At 39.6% G+C, this 19353-nt stretch carries 16 protein-coding genes, 3 tRNA genes and 1 riboswitch; of the genes, 11 read left to right on the forward strand and 8 right to left on the reverse strand.

What is annotated here, in order from left to right:
• Positions 1-146 precede the first annotated feature (146 nt).
• The 5 genes from H8B06_RS16730 to H8B06_RS16750 form a co-directional block, all read right to left on the reverse strand.
• Positions 147-3338 (reverse strand): efflux RND transporter permease subunit, encoded by a 3192-nt coding sequence (locus H8B06_RS16730; protein ID WP_190995354.1) that lies wholly within the window; start codon positions 3336-3338, stop codon positions 147-149.
• Between the two features lie 14 nt (positions 3339-3352).
• Positions 3353-4411, reverse strand: coding sequence for an efflux RND transporter periplasmic adaptor subunit (locus H8B06_RS16735; RefSeq protein ID WP_130140122.1), 1059 nt, complete (start codon positions 4409-4411; stop codon positions 3353-3355).
• Between the two features lie 24 nt (positions 4412-4435).
• Entirely contained in the window at positions 4436-5767 is a 1332-nt protein-coding gene (locus H8B06_RS16740; protein ID WP_223857727.1) for a TolC family protein, read from the reverse strand.
• A gap of 11 nt (positions 5768-5778) precedes the next feature.
• On the reverse strand, positions 5779-6384 hold the full coding sequence (locus H8B06_RS16745) for a TetR/AcrR family transcriptional regulator (protein ID WP_190995356.1): 606 nt from the start codon (positions 6382-6384) through the stop codon (positions 5779-5781).
• A gap of 119 nt (positions 6385-6503) precedes the next feature.
• Entirely contained in the window at positions 6504-7166 is a 663-nt protein-coding gene (locus H8B06_RS16750) for an NUDIX hydrolase (protein WP_130140119.1), read from the reverse strand.
• 109 nt (positions 7167-7275) lie between these two features.
• Here H8B06_RS16750 and pfkA point away from each other — a divergent pair, with 109 nt between their 5' ends.
• From pfkA to gap, 3 genes are all read left to right on the forward strand, one after another.
• Positions 7276-8271: a 6-phosphofructokinase gene (pfkA, locus tag H8B06_RS16755; RefSeq protein ID WP_223857728.1), complete on the forward strand. Its 996-nt coding sequence runs from the start codon at positions 7276-7278 to the stop codon at positions 8269-8271.
• Positions 8272-8385: 114 nt separating this feature from the next.
• The gene (locus tag H8B06_RS16760) at positions 8386-9234 is read left to right on the forward strand and encodes a hypothetical protein (RefSeq protein WP_130140117.1); all 849 of its coding nucleotides are present in this window, start codon (positions 8386-8388) and stop codon (positions 9232-9234) included.
• A gap of 8 nt (positions 9235-9242) precedes the next feature.
• The gene (gene gap / locus H8B06_RS16765; protein WP_190995357.1) at positions 9243-10238 is read left to right on the forward strand and encodes a type I glyceraldehyde-3-phosphate dehydrogenase; all 996 of its coding nucleotides are present in this window, start codon (positions 9243-9245) and stop codon (positions 10236-10238) included.
• Positions 10239-10279: 41 nt separating this feature from the next.
• On the opposite strand, the gene mnmA is transcribed toward gap, so the two are convergent.
• Complete coding sequence (gene mnmA, locus H8B06_RS16770; RefSeq protein ID WP_190995358.1) at positions 10280-11371, reverse strand: tRNA 2-thiouridine(34) synthase MnmA; 1092 nt, start codon at positions 11369-11371, stop codon at positions 10280-10282.
• A 184-nt stretch (positions 11372-11555) separates the two neighbouring features.
• Here mnmA and H8B06_RS16775 point away from each other — a divergent pair.
• The 5 genes from H8B06_RS16775 (at position 11556) to H8B06_RS16795 (ending at position 14989) form a co-directional block, all read left to right on the forward strand.
• Positions 11556-11631: transfer RNA gene (locus H8B06_RS16775), tRNA-Phe, on the forward strand.
• Positions 11632-11670: 39 nt separating this feature from the next.
• Positions 11671-11743: transfer RNA gene (locus H8B06_RS16780), tRNA-Phe, on the forward strand.
• Between the two features lie 133 nt (positions 11744-11876).
• Positions 11877-11992, forward strand: a riboswitch (SAM riboswitch).
• Positions 11993-12203: 211 nt separating this feature from the next.
• Complete coding sequence (locus tag H8B06_RS16785; protein WP_130140114.1) at positions 12204-13511, forward strand: O-acetylhomoserine aminocarboxypropyltransferase/cysteine synthase family protein; 1308 nt, start codon at positions 12204-12206, stop codon at positions 13509-13511.
• Between the two features lie 97 nt (positions 13512-13608).
• Positions 13609-14793, forward strand: coding sequence for a homoserine dehydrogenase (locus tag H8B06_RS16790; protein ID WP_190995359.1), 1185 nt, complete (start codon positions 13609-13611; stop codon positions 14791-14793).
• A gap of 122 nt (positions 14794-14915) precedes the next feature.
• Positions 14916-14989: transfer RNA gene (locus tag H8B06_RS16795), tRNA-Pro, on the forward strand.
• Between the two features lie 122 nt (positions 14990-15111).
• On the opposite strand, the gene H8B06_RS16800 is transcribed toward H8B06_RS16795, so the two are convergent.
• Positions 15112-15411, reverse strand: a complete 300-nt coding sequence (locus H8B06_RS16800; protein ID WP_190995360.1) for a hypothetical protein — start codon at positions 15409-15411, stop codon at positions 15112-15114.
• Positions 15412-15606: 195 nt separating this feature from the next.
• Between H8B06_RS16800 and H8B06_RS16805 the strand changes: the two genes are divergently transcribed.
• The 3 genes from H8B06_RS16805 to H8B06_RS16815 all read left to right on the forward strand — a co-directional run bounded on the left by H8B06_RS16805 (position 15607) and on the right by H8B06_RS16815 (position 18436).
• Positions 15607-15780: a hypothetical protein gene (locus H8B06_RS16805; RefSeq protein WP_190995361.1), complete on the forward strand. Its 174-nt coding sequence runs from the start codon at positions 15607-15609 to the stop codon at positions 15778-15780.
• Positions 15781-15862: 82 nt separating this feature from the next.
• On the forward strand, positions 15863-16498 hold the full coding sequence (locus tag H8B06_RS16810) for a 3'-5' exonuclease (RefSeq protein WP_190995362.1): 636 nt from the start codon (positions 15863-15865) through the stop codon (positions 16496-16498).
• 30 nt (positions 16499-16528) lie between these two features.
• Positions 16529-18436: a DUF294 nucleotidyltransferase-like domain-containing protein gene (locus H8B06_RS16815; RefSeq protein ID WP_190995363.1), complete on the forward strand. Its 1908-nt coding sequence runs from the start codon at positions 16529-16531 to the stop codon at positions 18434-18436.
• Between the two features lie 237 nt (positions 18437-18673).
• Here the strand turns inward: H8B06_RS16815 and H8B06_RS16820 are convergent, their stop codons facing one another.
• Positions 18674-19351 (reverse strand): YceI family protein, encoded by a 678-nt coding sequence (locus H8B06_RS16820; protein WP_190995364.1) that lies wholly within the window; start codon positions 19349-19351, stop codon positions 18674-18676.
• Between the last annotated feature and the right edge of the window lie 2 nt (positions 19352-19353).

Genomic DNA, 19353 nt, shown 5'->3' on the forward strand with positions numbered 1-19353 from the left:
TTTTAACATTAAAGCCATTGTACAGTTTTAAGGTGCGGTTTATAGTTATACAATCTCCTGCAAAAATCGTGCTTAATTAAAAATATATTCAAAAAAAGAGGTCAACCATTTCTGTGTTGACCTCTTCTTCTATTCGCATTTTTAAATTAATATTTGATTTCCATCTCGTCTACGTAATCTTCGTTTTCGATATAATCAGCGACCATCAGTTCTGCGTAATCTACCTTCTCCTTTTTACCAAATCTTCTACTAATACCATCGAAAATGGAATACACCACCGGTACAACAACCAATGTCAGGAAAAGAGACGATAAAAGTCCACCAATAATCACGATTGCAAGTCCTCTGTTCATATCTGCACCATCCCCTTGTGCCAATGCAATAGGTATCATACCAACAACCATCGCAATAGTTGTCATCAAGATAGGGCGAAACCGCGCATGGTTGGCTGCAACAAGAGCGTCGTATGTACTGGCTCCAGCGTCTTTTCGGTGGTTCGCAAAATCCACTAATAAAATAGCGTTTTTAGCTACCAATCCAATCAGCATGATAATACCCAAAATGGTAAAGATATTCAACGTTTGGTTTGCTATCGCTAATGCTAACAAGGCACCAATGAAAGACAACGGAATGGAGAATAACACGACAAAAGGCGTCATAAAGCTGTCGTAGAGCGCTACCATGACCAGATAGACCAAAAGAATAGCAGCAATCAAGGCCACACCCAATGTTCCAAAACCTTCTTCTTGGTTTTCCATATTACCACCCCACATATAGGAAACACCTGGTTTCAACGTGATGGTGTTGTTATCAATCTGGTTTTGGATTTCCGTTTCCCATTCCGTTGCTACTGTACCTACGGGACGTCCAACCACCTGGGCTTGTACAGACACCGATGGCGATTTATCCCGTCGTTCTAATAAACTTGGCCCCGAAGCATACGTCACATCTGCGAACTGCTCCAATTTAATAGCTTGTCCATCTTGATTAATAAATTTTAAGTTTCGAACATCATCAATATTTCCACGGCCAAACTCATCATAACGGATGTTAATATCATATTCGGTATCACCTGCGCGATATTTGGTATCCGTATTTCCAGAAAATGCCGTTTGCATCGTCATACCTACCGTTGCAACATTTAATCCCAACGTGTTCATTTTATCCCGATCCACTTGTACACTAATTTCGGGATTACCGTCTTCGGATGTCAATTCAATTTCTGAAGCGCCGGGCACACTGCGAAGTACATCCGCAAAGGTACGTGCGGTCTCTAACGCATCCTCTGGAGAAGCTCCCACAACTGTCATCATCAATGGTGCTTGTTCAGCGCCCATAATTCCCATATTAACCGTTTTTAATTTAGCGCCTACCAGAACTTTTTCCATCTCGCGCTTCAACTTTGCGGAGTAAACCTTGGTAGATTCCGTTTTATTGTATCCAGGCTCTAAAATGATATGAATCTCTGCCTTGTACTTTGTACCTCCGACATTCATCATTCCGTCAGATGCTTGTCCTACGGTTGTAATCATCCGTTCAATTTCCGGTTTTTGTGCCAAATAATTTTCCGCTTTTTGAACCATAAAGTTCGTTTGTTCTAAAGAGGCGTCTTTGTTGATCTCCATTTGTAGATAAAACTCTCCTTTATCGTTTCCGGGGAAAAAATCCGAACCAATATATCCCATACCAACCAATGCGAAGGATGCAAACAGTAGTCCTACAGAAATAAGTAAAACGATGACTTTATTTAGGCGACGTCTTAATGACCATTTCAATATACCCGAAATCCAGTTTGTCAACCCCGTTAAACCATTTTCAAAACCGTGTAGTATACCCCCAAAAAATGATTTTTTATTAATATGAGACAGTTTTCCTAGACGAGAATATAGCCACGGTACAATCGTAAACGAAACAAGGAAGGAAAGTAACGTAGAAACCATTACAGTTACACAGAATTGGCGTAAGATATCGGAAACCAGGCCTGATGACATCGCAATAGGTAAGAACACGACCACGATAACTAAGGTAATTGCCGAAACTGTAAAACCAATTTCTTTCGCGCCATCGAAGGAAGCACGTACTTTATTTTTACCCATCTCCATATGGCGGTGGATATTTTCGATAACCACAATGGCATCATCTACCAGGATACCTACCACCAACGACAATCCCAAAAGCGACATCAAATTTAAGGTGTAGCCCAACATATTTAAGAAAATAAAGGTGGCTATCAACGATAAAGGAATAGCTACCACAGCGATAAACGCATCGCGCAAACTGTGGAGGAAAAATAACATGATAAATGCTACCAAAGCAATCGCAATCATTAAATCGTGGATCACGTTATTGGCGGCTGTCAATGTATAGTCCGTTGTATCATTCGCTATGATAATATTAACTCCTTCCGTTTGGTAATCCGCATTCACCGTAGCGATCTCTTCTTGCACTAATTCCGAAACGGCTACCGCGTTGGCGTCAGACTGCTTAAACACCTGCATCAAGATCGTATTTTGGCGGTCAATACGTGATATTTTTTCGATATCTTTAATCCCATCCTGTACGTCTGCGATATCACGTAAACGGATGGCTGCACCGCCCGGTGTGGTGATCGGCAAATCCCGCAACTCATCGATACTTGTAAATTTACCAGCCAACCGTAGCGTCGTCTGATTATCCCGTGTCCGTACGTTACCTGTCGGGAAGTCAAGGTTAGCAGAAGCAATCGCTTGTTGCACCTGCGAAACTGACAGTCCGTAGCCCTCTAGTTTATTAGGATCCACGCTAACTTGGATTTCGCGCTCTTCTCCCCCAATCATATCCACTTTTGCAACACCGTTGATACGGGCGAAAACCGGTTGGATTTTTTGATCTAAAAGATCATATAAATCTTTTTCTGACAAATTGGACGTTACAGATAGATTCATGATAGGTACATCATCCAAGGAGAATTTGGACAATGCCGGTGTTTCTACATCATCCGGAAATTCATTGATCACCGCATTTATCTTACGTTGTGCGTCAGTGAGCAGGAAGTTAACATCCGCCCCGGTATTAAGCTGAATCATGACGACAGAAACTGATTCCATCGATTTGGATTCTATTTTCTTTACGTTTTCTAACGACGCCACAGCGTCCTCCACTACTTTGGTTACGGAAGTTTCTACCTCGGATGGTGCCGCACCGGGATATATTGTTTGCACCGTAATGACGTTGACCTCAAATTTCGGCACAAGCTCATATCCCATTTGGCTATAGGAGAATATTCCACCAAGCGTAAGTATAATAAACAATACAATTATTATACTGGGTCTTTTTATAGATATTTCAGAAATCTTCATTGAAAGGTTCTTTTTTACTTAATAATTTCTACCGGTGTGCCCTCCAAAAGGTTAATTTGACCAGAAGTTACAACCACCGTACCTTTTTCTAATCCCGACACCACTTCGATGTAATTCCCAAAGCTTCTTCCTGACACCACATTTTTCAATACCGCTTTTCCATCTTCAACAGCAAAAACTTGATTAGAGCTCACACTTCCTACAAAGGCGTTTCGTGGTATAACTAAGGCATTAACAGCTCCTTCGCCACCAAAATAGGCCGTACCATACATTCCGGCTTTCAAATCATTATTGGCATTGTTTTTTATTTCTAACTCAACAGGAAAATTTAAACTGCCATCTGCTTTAGGTGCTACAAAAGTGACCGTACCATAAAAGGTCTGATTCGGCAAGACAGGTGATTCAACCTTAACGCTTTGCCCTAATTTCGTTTGTCCGATATTTTTTTCGTCGACATTTATTTTCAACTTTAACGTGGACACATTGACCACCTCAAATAGTTCCTGTCCTGGGCTTACATAAGAACCGGGTTCAATATTTCTCTTGTTGATTACACCTGCGAAAGACGCTGTAATATTTACATCAGAAGCTGACAACTGTGCTGATTTCAAGTTGTTTTTTGCATTTTCCAACTGGAGCTTCACTTGGTCCAGCTGCTGTTGGGTGACGCCTCCTGTGGAATAAGCACTCTCGAAACGAGCAACTTCCGCCTCTGCGTTGTTGTAGGTTGCTTGCGCATTTGTCACCGTAACATTTTGCTTATCGCCATCAATTATGGCAAGTGTCTGGCCAGCTTTTACATACGCTCCCTCTTCTACCAGTACACGAACTACCTTGCCAGAAGCTTCTGCGGACAACATAACTTCCTGCTTAGGCGCAAATACACCATTAGTGACATATTCTGCATTGACGTCTTTAAAATCTGCCGTATCAGCACGAACGGATACCGCTGCGTTTTGAATGGCAACCGTAGCCGTATCAGCTTCGTTTTTAGCTTTGTTCTGATTCAAAATAAACATAATCCCTGCTAACGCAGCAGCAATGATGATTACCGTTAAAATTACCCGTTTCATATTTGATGTGTATAAATAAGTTGATTATTCGTTGATTAATGTTCTTAAATTTCCGTTTGCTTTGATCAGCTGTACCTCTGCTAATTTGTAATCTAGCAAAGAAGTATTCAAATTTGTCTCTGCATCTGCCAGTGCTTTTTCTGCGTCCAACAAATCTGTCAGTGTAGCCAAACCATTGTTGTAATTGTTTTGGGTGTCACTCAAAACCTCCTCGGCAAGTTTTACATTTCTACGGTTTGCATCTACCGTTAATAAACTGTTTCTTATTTGGGTTTTAGCATTTTCATTTGCCAGCGAAATACCCAATTTCGTATCCTCTAATACGACTCGTGCTTTTCGAATATCAATATCCGCCTGATTGATCCGAGCTTTTGTCGCTCCTCCTGTAAAAATCGGGATCGATAAATTTAAACCAATACTGGAAGTTTTAGGCCACATAAAATCTCCTCCGATCGGAAACCCTTGACCAAAACCACTAAATCCGAAATCAGTTCCTAACGACAAAGTAGGATACAAACTTGCTGTTTGCGCTTTTTTATTCAATTCGTATAACGCTATTTGTTTCTCACTCAAAAGAACTTCCGATCTATTCTCAACATCATTTACTTGTAAGGAAATAGCCGGATTGATTTCAAATGTTTCTTCAGGCAGTTCGATACCCATCTCCATCGGCATACCGATGGCAAATTTCAATGCATTCTCTTTTAGTTGCAACGCACTTTGTATCTGTTTCTTTTGTGACTCCAGATTGTTTACTGCTACCGACAAACGATCCAAATCAATTTTTTTGGCAAGACCAGCAGCTACCATACCGTCGATGATCTTATGTGTTTTGCTCGTATTATCTAAATTGTTCTGGATAGTTTGCAATTGTAACTGCGTTTGGAAAATATCGTAATACGCGTTGGATACATTTTCAATCAGCTGCTCATCCGTTAATTGCGCATTCAGCTGATAGAATTCTCTTGTGGTCCTGGCCGCTTTCAAACCTGTGAAGAGAGATTGATTAAACAATTGTTGATTCAAGGAGACAACTGCCGTAGAATTCCAGGGTTGTCCCATTTTTGCCGTAATCGTTTCTCCACCAAACTCGAGCGCCATTTCTGGAATAATAATATTATACTTCATTGTCCCCGATGCATTAATTTGCGGTAACGCTCCGGCACGCACCTCATCAATCTGATATTGCGCATTTTCGACGTCCAGTTTAGCCGTCTTCGCTTCTGCTTTATTTTCGAGTGCATATTTTATCGCCTCTTGCAGCGTAAGTGTCTGTTGGGCTTGAAGAGGGTTACCCTGCAGCAGTAAACCGACCGCTAAAACACCTAAATATTTAAATCCCATTTTTGAAAACATGATCTGTAAAACTAATTTTTCTCCTTTATTTTATTATTGAATATAAACTTTGTCGCTTTCTGTTGGCTCTCCAAAATATCATCAACATTACGTGCATTCGGCATTCCGGAAATCGTATCGGAGACACTGCGAATGAGGCTCAATCCTGCCATAATTTCCGTATACGAGGTCGCCGCTTCTTCGGTAGAGCACACCTCAATCTCGCCATATTCTACAGCGCGCTTCAATAAATCCCCTACAATCTCAATATTTTTATAGTGAAATTTTTCCAAAAGTGTACCTATCCCCTGTCCTTTTATCCATTCCAGATTTTCATTGATATGGAGAACGTAGTAATCCTTTAAAAAGTCCGCCTTTATCTCTAACAACTTACAAAGTACTTTCACCAAGCTACCGTCATACTGATCGAGCACTTCATACTGCTTTGTCAGGATTTCGTCCGATATATAGGCAAGCACATCTTTTATAAGCGCATTTTTGTCTGGATAATAGTAATATAGGTTGGCCTTTGTAATATTCAAGTCAACAGCGATCTCACTCATTGTGGTTTTATTAAAACCATAATGTGAAAACCGTTTGAGAGCCGCTTGAACAATCTGTCCCTTTTTACTGTCCATTCTTACCTTTATACTTTTTGACTTTTTTCTAAAAACGTTCAAAAGTATAAAAACAAAATGAAACAGCAAGAAACAATCCATCAAGAAATTGTAATCTTACTGTAAATTAGCATTACTTCTTACATCATACCTAGTTGTTTCTGGAATTTACGTTTGTCGAATTTATACAATCTGGCCGCACGATACGAAACGCCCTTTTGTACTTCGGGCAATTCCTTGAGAAACCCCGCATTGGCGATTTTTTTACGAAAATTTCGCTTGTCCAAGGTCTTCCCTATAATAGCTTCGTATACTTGCTGTAACTGCGTTAATGTAAATTTTTCAGGTAAAAGTTCATATACAGCAGTCGAGTAATTAATCGTATGTTTTAACTTTTGCAAGCTTTCCTGTACAATTCTAGCATGATCAAAAGCTAAGTCAGGTAGTTGATCTATGGGAAACCATTTTGCCTGTCGCATATAAGAAGTCATGGGCTTAATCTTTGACTTCACATCTTCATATTTCACAATAGTTGAAAAAGCAACTGTCAATATGCGTCCTTCTGGATGTCGTTTCACACCGGCGAAGGCGCCCAATTGCTCCATAAAGATATCTTTCAGACCAGTATGTTCATAGAGGATACGCTTTACAGCATCCTCCATTTCTTCGTCTTTCTGCGTAAAGAAGCCAGGTAAAGCCCACCAATCCTTATACGGATATACACTTCTTTCGGTTAGCAATAACTGAAGCTTGCCTTCGTTAAAGCTATATATTACACAATCTATGGTGAAATGAGTCTGCAAAACAATGTGATTTTTTAATCAATATTCACCAATATTATCACAATAATCCAAAAAAAACAAAAAAAATTTAATAGTGTAAGAAATACACACTATATTCGTAGAACCTAAAATGAGTAATCGAGTGAGAAAAATAACACGAGTAGGCGTTTTTACATCAGGGGGGGATGCCCCGGGAATGAACGCTGCTATCCGTGCTGTTGTGAGAACAGCACTGCATAATGACAAGAAAGTTACCGGTATTTATCATGGTTATCAAGGCATGATTGATAATACGATGTTTGATATGGAAAGTAAATCGGTTAGTTCCATTATACAAAAAGGAGGTACCGTCTTAAAAACTGCCCGGTGTATGGAATTTAAAACAGCGGAGGGACGCGCAAAGGCATATGAAAACGTTCGTGCAGCCGGTATCGATGCATTGGTTGCTATCGGCGGTGACGGTACATTTACAGGTGCAGAAATATTTTCGCGTGAATTTGATATTCCGGTAATGTGTATTCCAGGGACTATTGATAATGACTTAAACGGTACTGACCTCACGATTGGATATGATACCGCAAATAATACCGTTATCGAAGCGATTGATAAAATCCGTGATACGGCTGCTTCCCACAACCGCTTGTTTTTTATCGAAGTTATGGGTCGTGATTCCGGATGTATTGCGCTCAATGCTGGTATTGCGGGTGGTGCTGAGGCTATCCTCCTCCCCGAAAAGGATACCGCAATTGATGAACTTATCGAGATGCTGGCCCATGCCGCCGACAGAAATAAATCGTCCATGATTGTTATCGTCGCAGAAGGTGATAAAAACGGTGGCGCAAATAACGTCGCTAAACGTGTCCATGAAAAATTTGGTTATTATGACACAAAAGTTAGTATACTAGGTCATCTGCAACGGGGCGGAGCTCCAAGTAGTGCAGACAGGGTATTAGCAACGCGTATGGGGTATGCAGCGGTCAACGAACTTTTAAAAGGCAATACAAGGGCTACGATCGGGATTCGTGGATCAGAAATGGTTACAACCCCTTTAGAAGAAGCGCTAAGTAAAAAAGAATTAAAGCTTAACGAAGACCTTGTAGAAATTGCAAAAATAATGGCCTTATAAAAAATCATTTTTTTATTTATTGATGTTTTATTAGTTTTAAGGCATCAATGAACCATTTCAGGTTTTTGGCTTTTTAAGCGAGCTTTAGCACGTTTATCTTTAGATATTTTATAAATGATTGTAGTTGTTTTTAGCGGGTCGAGATATGCAGATTGGCGGATTGCGGATAAAAAACGTGTACTCCACGGTTTCCGTACGCCGGGTATCAACTCCTATATACAAGATGAGCGGTATATTACACAGCTCCTGAACAAAAGCAATCATTTAATAAACAATGCCGAAAAGATTCGTAAAATTTTCTTTTTCGGTGCGGGTGTATCCTCGCCTGAACGCCAGCAAAAAATAGAACAGACATTTGCACAATTTTTTAAAAATGCCAAAGTAAAAGCGGGGCATGATATGGAAGCCTCGGCGAAATCAACTTTTGGGGACGAAAAAGGTATTGTTGGCATTATTGGTAGCGGTTCGAATGCGGCATATTATAATGGTAGAAAAGTTATGCCTAATAATTACGGCATGGGCTATATCTTAGCCGATGAGGGTTCAACAAATTGGTTAGGCAGGCAATTGTTGAAAGATTTTTTAACCGAAACAATGCCGAGTAGTATCCGTGAAAAATTACTACACAAATACAACCTAGACCGACGTTCAATTTTGGAACGTGTATATTATAATCCTAATCCGAATTTGTTTTTAACAAGTTTTGCCGATTTCATTTATGAACATCGTGATGAACCTTATTTTACACAACAAATAAAAAAAGGATTAGATATATATATTAAAACATATTTAATTCCTTTGTCAGAAAGTTATCCGGATAATCAGTTTAATTTCACCGGATCAGTAGCCAACAATTACGCCGATTGGTTACGTGAATTGGGCGCGGAACATGGATTACATATTGGCTCTATTATCAAAGAGCCTGTTCAAAACTTAATAAAGTATTACATTAATAAAAACTAATAGAGAAAATGAAAATTGGAATTAACGGATTCGGTCGGATTGGCCGTTTAGCTTTTAGAGCAGCTATTAATCGCAGTGATATTGAAGTTGTTGGTATTAACGATTTGGTAGAACCTGATTATTTGGCATATATGCTAAAATATGACTCTACACATGGAAAATTCGATGGTACGGTAGAAGTTAAAGACGGACATTTAGTTGTCAACGGAAAAACAATCCGCGTAACAGCTGAAAAAGATCCTGCTAACTTAAAATGGGATGAAGTAGGTGCCGAAGTGATTATCGAATCGACAGGTTTCTTCTTAACGCAAGAAACAGCACAAAAGCATATTGATGCAGGTGCAAAAAAAGTCGTAATGTCTGCGCCGGCAAAAGATGATACACCAACCTTTGTAATGGGTGTAAACCACAAAGAATTAAAAGCAGAATACACAATTGTATCAAACGCTTCTTGTACAACAAACTGTTTAGCACCTCTTGCAAAAGTATTGAACGATAACTTCGGTATCTTGGAAGGCTTAATGACAACAGTACATGCGGTAACTGCTACACAAAAAACAGTTGATGGTCCGTCTGTAAAAGACTGGAGAGGTGGTCGTGGTGCTTATCAAAACATTATTCCTTCTTCTACTGGTGCCGCAAAAGCAGTTGGATTGGTTCTTCCGGAATTGAAAGGCAAATTAACAGGTATGTCGATGCGTGTTCCTACAGCAGACGTTTCTGTAGTTGATTTAACAGTTCGCCTAGAAAAAGGTGCTTCTTATGAAGAAATTAAAAAAGTAATGAGAGAAGCTTCGGAAGGTGAACTAAAAGGTATCTTGGGTTATACGGAAGATGAGGTCGTTTCTTCTGACTTTATTGGTGATACACGCACATCGATTTTCGATGCGAAAGCTGGGATCTCATTGAATGACAACTTTGTAAAAGTTGTTTCATGGTATGACAACGAATGGGGCTATTCCAACAAAATTATCGATTTGGCACAAGAGATTGGTAAATTGTAATTATAAAAAAGGGCTCACAATTGCGAGCCCCTTTTTGTATTCTATTTCATCAGAAAACCGCCACCGAGTAAATCACTACCTTCATAGAAAACAGCAGACTGTCCGGGTGCTATGCCTTTGACACGATGTGTAAAATCTACTTGCATCACATTTCCTTGCTGCGTTATTGTAGATTGTGCGCCTGCGTCTTTATAGCGTATTTTTGTAATGGCTTCCATTGGTTCTTCTATCGAAGCATATTTAATCAAGTTGATATCGCGTACAAAAGCTTGTGATTTCTCCAATTCATGCTCCTCTCCTAACACTACGGTATTACTTTCTGGCAATATCTCAATGACAAACATCGGTTTACCCAACGCAATACCTAATCCTTTACGTTGGCCGATGGTAAAATAAGGATAGCCAATGTGTTGGCCGACTACCGTTCCGTCAGACAACACAAAATTTCCCGGTCCGATTTCATCATCGAGTGTAGGCCGTTTATGGCGTAAAAAAGCACGATAGTCGTTGTCTGGAACGAAACAGATTTCATAGCTTTCCGATTTTTGAGCAAGCTCTTCCTGTCCCATTTCCAACGCCATCTGCCGGATTTCCTTTTTCGTAAAATTGCCTAACGGAAACTGTGTCCGGGCAAGGTTTTCCTGCGATACTCCCCAAAGCACATAGGATTGATCTTTATTTTCGTCTCTTCCCTTCGATATAACATACCTTCCATTATCGTGTAAACGGATGTTCGCATAATGCCCGGTCGCAATAAATTCGCAATCCAGCTTATCTGCCCGCTTCATCAATGCTGACCATTTGATATGGGTATTACAAAGTACGCAAGGATTAGGTGTCCTTCCTGCAATATATTCATCGACAAAATTATCAATAACAAAATCACCGAATTCATCCCGTATATCCAATATATAATGCGGGAAACCATAGCCTACAGCCAATGCCCTCGCATCGTTTATACTATCCAGACTACAACATCCTGTTTCTTTAGACGAACCACCAGCGGAGGCATAGTCCCACGTTTTCATCGTGATCCCGATAACTTCGTAGCCCTGCTCATGTAACATAATGGCCGCCACGGAACTATCTACTCCACCACTCATCGCGACCAATACCCTGCCTTTTTTACTCATATTAATTTTGTGAGCTGCAAAGATAGGTTATTTGAGACATAGCCGTGTTTATTTCGTGTAATTTTATTTACATAAGAATCAACGACTTGAAAAATACTTAAAAAATAATACAGACAAAAGTTTTAGATTTCAAAAAAAGAACATAGATTTGCAACGCAATCAAGGGAAAAATATGGTTGCGGAAGGTGCCATAGCTCAGTTGGTAGAGCAAAGGACTGAAAATCCTTGTGTCGCTGGTTCGAATCCAGCTGGCACCACCACAAAATCTGAAAGTAACAGATTCCAAACAAAAACTTAACGGTGCCATAGCTCAGTTGGTAGAGCAAAGGACTGAAAATCCTTGTGTCGCTGGTTCGAATCCAGCTGGCACCACAAAAAATCCTTTTCGATTCACGGAAAGGATTTTTTGTTTATTATTTTTTCACTTTTTAATACTAATCTTATATATTTGTGTCGTTCGCTTAACAGGCGTTCCTAATCAACACCTTTCATCGTGTTAGGTCTTGGTTTATAAAGAAGTGGCGAGAGACTGGCTCCATGACCCACTGGCAACCAGCAAGAGAGAAATTGAAAAGGTGCCAAATCCTGTCCAAAATAATATCGTTTTGGAACATATAAATACAGTAAGACAATGGGAACATTTACAGTAAACATCACGGACTATACACGCTTCTATTCAACTACATTTATTTGTTGTTGTACCTACTTGGCTATGCGAATGTGCTAGTCTCCCTCTACGCTAGATTACCATCCTACAGACGATCAGCCTCCGTATAGCATGGAATGTCTATTTAATTTTCATTATATTTATTACATTAAAATATTATAAACTATGTCAACAAATAAGAACCTAAAATTCGAAACGTTACAAGTCCACGCCGGACAGGAAGTAGACCCAACCACAGGATCTAGAGCATTGCCTATTTATCAAACTACGTCGTATGTGTTTGAAAATGCCGAACACGGTGCTAACCTCTTTGCATTGAAGCAATTTGGTAACATCTATACGCGCATCATGAACCCAACAACAGATGCTTTTGAAAAACGTATAGCTGCTTTGGAGGGAGGCGTTGCTGCTGTCGCAGTAGCTTCTGGTATGGCCGCACAGTTTTTAGCCTTGACAAATATTATCGAAAGCGGTGAAAACTTTGTAACCGGCTCCGATTTATACGGCGGCACCTACAACCAATTTAAGGTATCTTTCAAACGATTGGGGATTGAAGCTCGTTTTGCGGAGAATAGCACTGCAGAAAACATGGAGCCTTTAATCGATGAAAATACAAAGGCTCTTTATGTAGAAACCATCGGTAACCCGAGTTACAACATCCCTGATTTTGAAAAAATTTCAGCTTTGGCGCAAAAATATGATTTACCCTTGATTGTAGACAATACATTTGGAGCGGGGGGCTATCTATTTAAGCCTTTAGAACATGGTGCACACGTGGTCGTTGAAGCTGCAACGAAATGGATTGGGGGCCATGGCACCAGTATAGGTGGAGTCATTATCGATGGTGGTAATTACAATTGGGGCAATGGCAAATTTAAGCAGTTCTCTGAACCATCCGAAGGCTACCATGGATTGGTATTCGCTGATGTTTTTGGTCCAGAAGGCCCTTTTGGTAATATTCAATTTGCAATACGTGCGCGTGTAGAGGGATTACGTGATTTTGGACCGGCACTTTCGCCATTCAACTCATTTTTGTTAGTACAAGGGTTGGAAACACTTTCCTTGCGTGTACAACGCCATGTAGATAACGCTTTAGAGATTGCACAATGGCTGGAAGCTCACCCACAAGTAGAGAAAGTTAATTTCCCGGGTTTAAAAAGTGATCCGAACCATTTAGCTGCACAGAAATATTTGAAGAATGGTTATGGTGCTGTATTGTCCTTCACCATAAAAGGAGGAGCAGATAAGGCAAATGAGTTTATTGATGCATTGGATTTAATTAGCCATCTAGCCAACGTCGGTGATGCTAAAACATTGATTATACATCCGGCAGCAACTACACACCAACAGCTTTCGGAAGACGCACAAAGAAGTGCTGGAGTATTCCCTGGGCAATTACGTCTTTCTGTGGGTATCGAACATGTAGATGATATCAAAGCTGATCTGCAACAGGCTTTTGATAAGATTAAATAATAAATGGGTATACTTTTTTAGAAAAAGTTAAGGATGGGACAATACTAAACTTGACAAAAAATAATGCTTTACGAGAATAAACAACAGAATAATAACAATGAGTGAAAGGTTAATCATAGGCATTTTTGGATTTGGTGTGGTTGGACAGGGACTATATGATATTATAAAAACAAAAAAGCTAAATTTAGAAATCAAGAAGTTCGTTATCAAAAATGCGGATAAGAAGAGAACACTTCCGGCAGCGCTATTTACCACAGATGCTGAGGCTATTTTGGGAGATGACGAAATAAATACGGTGGTTGAACTTATCGATGACGCTGATGCAGCTTTTGAAATCACGAAACGTGCGTTGAAATCGGGCAAAAATGTAGTCTCTGCCAACAAGAAGATGATTGCCTCTCACTTAGAAGAGCTTACACGCATTCAGCAAGAATATGGTACATCTTTATTATATGAAGGTGCGGTGTGTGGTAGTATTCCGATTATTCGCAATTTGGAAGAATACTACGACAATGAACTACTTCACTCCATAAGCGGTATCTTTAACGGTTCTTCTAATTATATCTTATCGAAGATCTTTAATGATAGCCAGAGTTATGATGTGGCGTTAAAACAGGCACAGGATTTAGGATTTGCAGAAACAGATCCCATATTGGATGTGGGCGGATTCGATCCTAAATACAAACTGGCTATTGTAGCTTCCCACGCTTACGGGATTTATGTAAATCCCGATGATATCCTCAACATCGGAATTGATAAATTGGACGACCGAGATATCCGCTTTGCTAAAGAAAAAAGATTTAAAATTAAACTTTTGCCTTTCGCAAAAGAAATCAACAACAACCAGGTTGTTTTGTATGTATTGCCAAGATTCATTACGTCAAACAATATCTTGTTCAATGTTGAAAATGAAAACAATGGCGTCTTAGTAAAAGCCGCTTTTGCAGATGAGCAATTTTTCTACGGAAAAGGTGCTGGTGGACATCCTACCGGATCTGCTGTGCTTTCAGATATTGCGGCATTACGTTATGGCTACCGCTATGAGTATAAAAAGCATTTAGAGGCATCTCAAATCCAGTATAGCACAAATTATAAGTTAACGGTATATTTCCGTTATGCAGAGGAAGCAACTTTGAATCAGTTACAGTTTGACTCTATAGTAGAGCGTTTCTATGGACAAGATTTTAAATATGTCATCGGTGAAATCAACCTGCAAGAAATCATTGCAAAAAAAGATATCATCAACCAAAGCGGAAATTTTATTGCGGAGGTCCTTTTATAGGACTTTCCGTAATAAGTTTTCAACATAATCCTTGATAACTACGTAATTTTTTATGTTGTGGTATTATGTCAAAATTCGGTTCGTGAATGTAAAATATTTTTTTTAGGTTTGCCTTTCGATTTCGGGTTGTAGCGTAGCCAGGTATCGCGCCAGCATGGGGTGCTGGAGGTCGTGGGTTCGAATCCCGCCAACCCGACAGATTAAAGTTCGACGATAGTCGGACTTTTTTTGTTTCGATACCCGAGAAGCCTTGAACTGCATATTCAGCTGTTCCAAGATCGGGTACTACCACCATAATGCAGATTTAGTTTTAGGAAGCTACGGCGGCAATTCTTGTCTCCTGTAACCGGGCTTTAAAGTAAAAAATATAGCTCTTTTGCGGAACGTTAAGACCATATCGTCGGAGTTCTTTAACATGTCATCGGGGTTCTCCAACATGTTGCCGACCTTCTTTCCCCTGATCAACGGTATCTTTATCATATCGATGCACATCATATTTGCTTGGTAAGGTATGATGTTCACTTGGATGGGCTTCATTCTCGCTGTCCAGGATATCATCACCAAAAAGAAGGGGTAACCGAACCGAACCTTGGACATCATACGGTGTCGTAACCCCATCTTTTATGTTCTGTAAGGCGTCTTAATCGTATAGTCATATTTGTCGACCACGTACTTGTGCTTCCGTATCGCAGACCAAGGCAACATCGAGGCCTGTTTGGTATATAGAGCGACGAAGAATAATCGAAGCGTCGTGCAGATGGTCCGATAGCGTATATTGATACTATTCGGAAATAGAAATATAGATAAGAGGGTGTGACGGAAGAGGGATTCTATCATTTATCCGACCAACAGAAGTATAAAAATGGTTACTATAGCTTCCATAAAGGTCGGCAACGGTTCCAAGAAGTACGGCGACAGGTTCAAGAACTACGACGACGGGTTCAAGAACTACGGCAAAATGTGGCGAAATTCATTTTTGTTGCTTAATAACCAAAGAGTCCTTATCTTCGTATATAGCAGTGACGTCATATCAAGTCATTCTATTTATTCCGAATAAATCATCACGTTTTTGAAACACTACTTATTATTTATCGATACAGAAACCTCCGGTATTCCACAACGTTGGAATCGCCCCTACTCCGATGAAAAAAACTGGCCTCACGTCATTCAGGTCGCTTGGATTATTTATGATGTTAGTGGAACAGAAATCAAGCGTACCAGTAAATACATTTATGAAGGTGATATAGATATAACATCCGCTTCTCACGATGTTCACGGTATTACGTATGCATATCTAAAACAGCATGGTGATAGAAGGAAAGCCGTATTGCGTAAGTTAGCGCACGATATACAAAAATATAAGCCGGTTATTATCGGTCACTTTGTCGAGCTAGATGTGCAAGTGCTAAGTGCGGATTATTATCGGGCGAACCTCCCGAATCCATTCATTAGCCAATCGTTCTTCTGTACAATGTTGGATAGCGAAAAATACGCTACCAACCCATCGGCAACCTATCTTCGGTTGCCACAATTGCACGAATACCTGTTTGACAACTTATTGACAGATATTCACGAGGCAGAACAGGATGCCAATGCGACGGCGAAATGTTTTTTCGAGTTATGGAATCGTCATGAAATAACCCCATCCGATATGGAAAGGCAACAAAAAATGTTTTCACAGAAACTTAACTTTTTAGATAAATAGAATATTTAACATTGTGTTATAAAGCAGATTATGTCGAATTTGATTGAAGTTTTAAAAAAAGCCGCACCTTTTGATATTCTCCCCGAAAGCGTACTTCGTGGTATCTCCGAGTCGTTGGTACAAACTTCCTATACCCGAGATACCCTCGCTTATAGACAGGGAATAACAGAGTTGAAAGGTGTCGATATCATTGTCAAAGGAGAATATGAAACATTTTTTTATGACGCTTCTGAAAATAGACGGTCAATAGAAATACATCATCCGATTTATTGTTTCGGCGGTATTTCTATTCTTCTAAATAGGCGAAAAGCACTGAAGTCTGTCATGGCAAAAAAAGGAACAGTTGTCTACAATTTACCGCGTAAAGAATTTCTTAAAATATGTCAGGCATATGAAGATTTTTTCCAATACTATACGACCGACTTTGGTAAGAGGATGTTGGATGAAGAATTTTCACATTTTGTTAAGACACCGGCCTCTTTCGAAGAAAGTTATATTGCAGCAGAACAATTGTATTCCCGAAAAATAGACGGAATCACCTATAAGGATATTGTTTCCTGTCCTGCAGATACGCCCATCTATAAAGCAGCAAAACACATGGCCGATAATCGGGTAAGCTGTCTCTTCATTCAAGGCGAAAATCAAAATATCATCGGTTATGCCACTGATATGACCTTGCGCGATAATGTTATTTCGAAGTGCATCGATGTGAATACACCGATTGGAGAAGTCATGGACAATCCCATTGTTTCCATATCCCATCAAGCTTATCTCTATGAAGCCGTATTAATGATGTTTAGCACGAAAACACGCTATCTTTTAGTTGAAAAAGACGGTCGGTATGTAGGATTCTTGAGTCGGAACCGTATCTTAAGTGAACAAGGCCAATCACCATTAGTCTTTATACAGTCCGTAAAACTGGCCGAAACAATTGAAGAACTACGTCAAAAATGGAACTATGTGCCAGAGATCATCAAACAATTATTAGGTAGAGGTATTAATGCAGAGATTACCAATCAGGTCATTACCACAATCGCGGATACGATTGCGATTAAAATCATTGGACGTGTAATTCGGGAAATGGGAGAACCTCCGGCTAAATTTGTTTTTATGGTAACAGGAAGTGAAGGACGGAAAGAACAAACCCTGAAAACCGACCAAGATAATGCGATCATCTATGAAGATAAAGCGAACGAACAACGGGAGATGGTGCGGGAATATTTTCTAACGTTTGCCACCAAGGTATCCGATTATTTAAATGAAATTGGCTTCAGTTATTGTGAAGGAGGGTATATGGCGAGCAATCCCGAATGGACACATTCACTATCCCATTGGAAACGTAATTATAAAAAATGGATTGAAGACAGTGTGCCGGAAAATGCTATCAAATTTTCAACTTTTTTTGATTGCCGTTTTTTATACGGAGACAAAAATATTATTGAAGAACTTAAGCAGTTTCTTGAAGAAGAACTTCAAAAGCCAAACGATCGTTTTTTTGCTTTTACGGCAAAAAATGCGTTACAATATGAACCTCCTCTCACCTTCTTTAAGAATATTAAAACCGAAACAATCGGCAAAACCGAGGTTTTCAATATCAAGAACGCCATGACGCCTATTGTGGATCTAGTAAGGGTATATGCGCTTCAAAAGAGAATATATCAGGAGAATACGGGCGAACGGTTAAAAAAGCTAATGGAAATGGAGGTATTTACACCCCAACAATATCATGAACTTTATCAGTCCTACTATTATTTGATGGCTTTACGATTAGAAAATCAAGCTAATCAAATACTGGTAGAGAAGTCGGAACCCAATAACTATATCCGGATCAATACGTTAACCAAAATTGAAAAAGCTACGCTGAAAGAGATCTTCAAAACGATTAGCAACTTTCAAATGGGCATTAAAATGCGGTTCACCAATAATATACTGGGATAAGACATAGAAATGTTACAAAATATGAAGCAATAAATTGAAAGGAACACTTGACTTAGTGTAAAAAAGACACTATATTTGTCCCTTCATAATTTAGGTTTATAATTGGTTAGTTAAGGGCTTTCATTCTCCCCGTTTGAAAGCCCTTTTTTATGGTAAAAAATATAAAAATACCCCCTATTTTTACTATTAGGAGGCACTTTGTTTTAAGTTAAACGTTTGTTTATCAAAGAGATTCTGTTACTGTTTTGTAGCTTCCAGATTAACACCTACCTCAATGTCACGGCTTATTCCCCACTCAGCCGGATCTAATTCAGAAGTACCAAATTTGATCCCCCAATCAACACGATTTACTGTAAACTTAGCTTCTACAGCCACTTTGTTCTCTTGAACGTCAATTTTTGCAGGAAAAGAAATATTCAACGTACTGTCTAACAACGTAAGATTACCGCTAACAAGTTTGTTTGCTCCGTTCACAGCATTATTTACCGTAGATAAATCTAGATCAGAAACCTGCGTAATATGAAAAGTTGCTGTCGCATGATTTTCTACATCAAAAAAGTCTTCGCTTTTTAGGTGGTTCTGCAAATCGATAGCCTTCTTATCCGCTTCCGTTACAGAAGCGGCATCAACTTCTAAAGATTTCATATCAATGGTAAAATCACCAGCATTAACATTGCCCTCAGCAACTGTTAATTCGCCGGAAGTTACCGAAAGTATACCCCACCGAGGAGCAAGACCACCTTTATGTGTAGCTTTCCAATTTACTTCAGAAGCCTCTAGATTAGCCGTATACACATCTCCTTGCTTCTCCGCTACTTCTTGTTTTTCGGATACTTGCGTCTTGGAAGAATTTCCCCCACAAGAAGCAAACAGAATGGCTGTACCCACGACCATTGATAAAAAAATTTTTCTCATAA

Source organism: Sphingobacterium micropteri, assembly GCF_014692515.1.
GTDB classification, from domain to species: domain Bacteria; phylum Bacteroidota; class Bacteroidia; order Sphingobacteriales; family Sphingobacteriaceae; genus Sphingobacterium; species Sphingobacterium micropteri.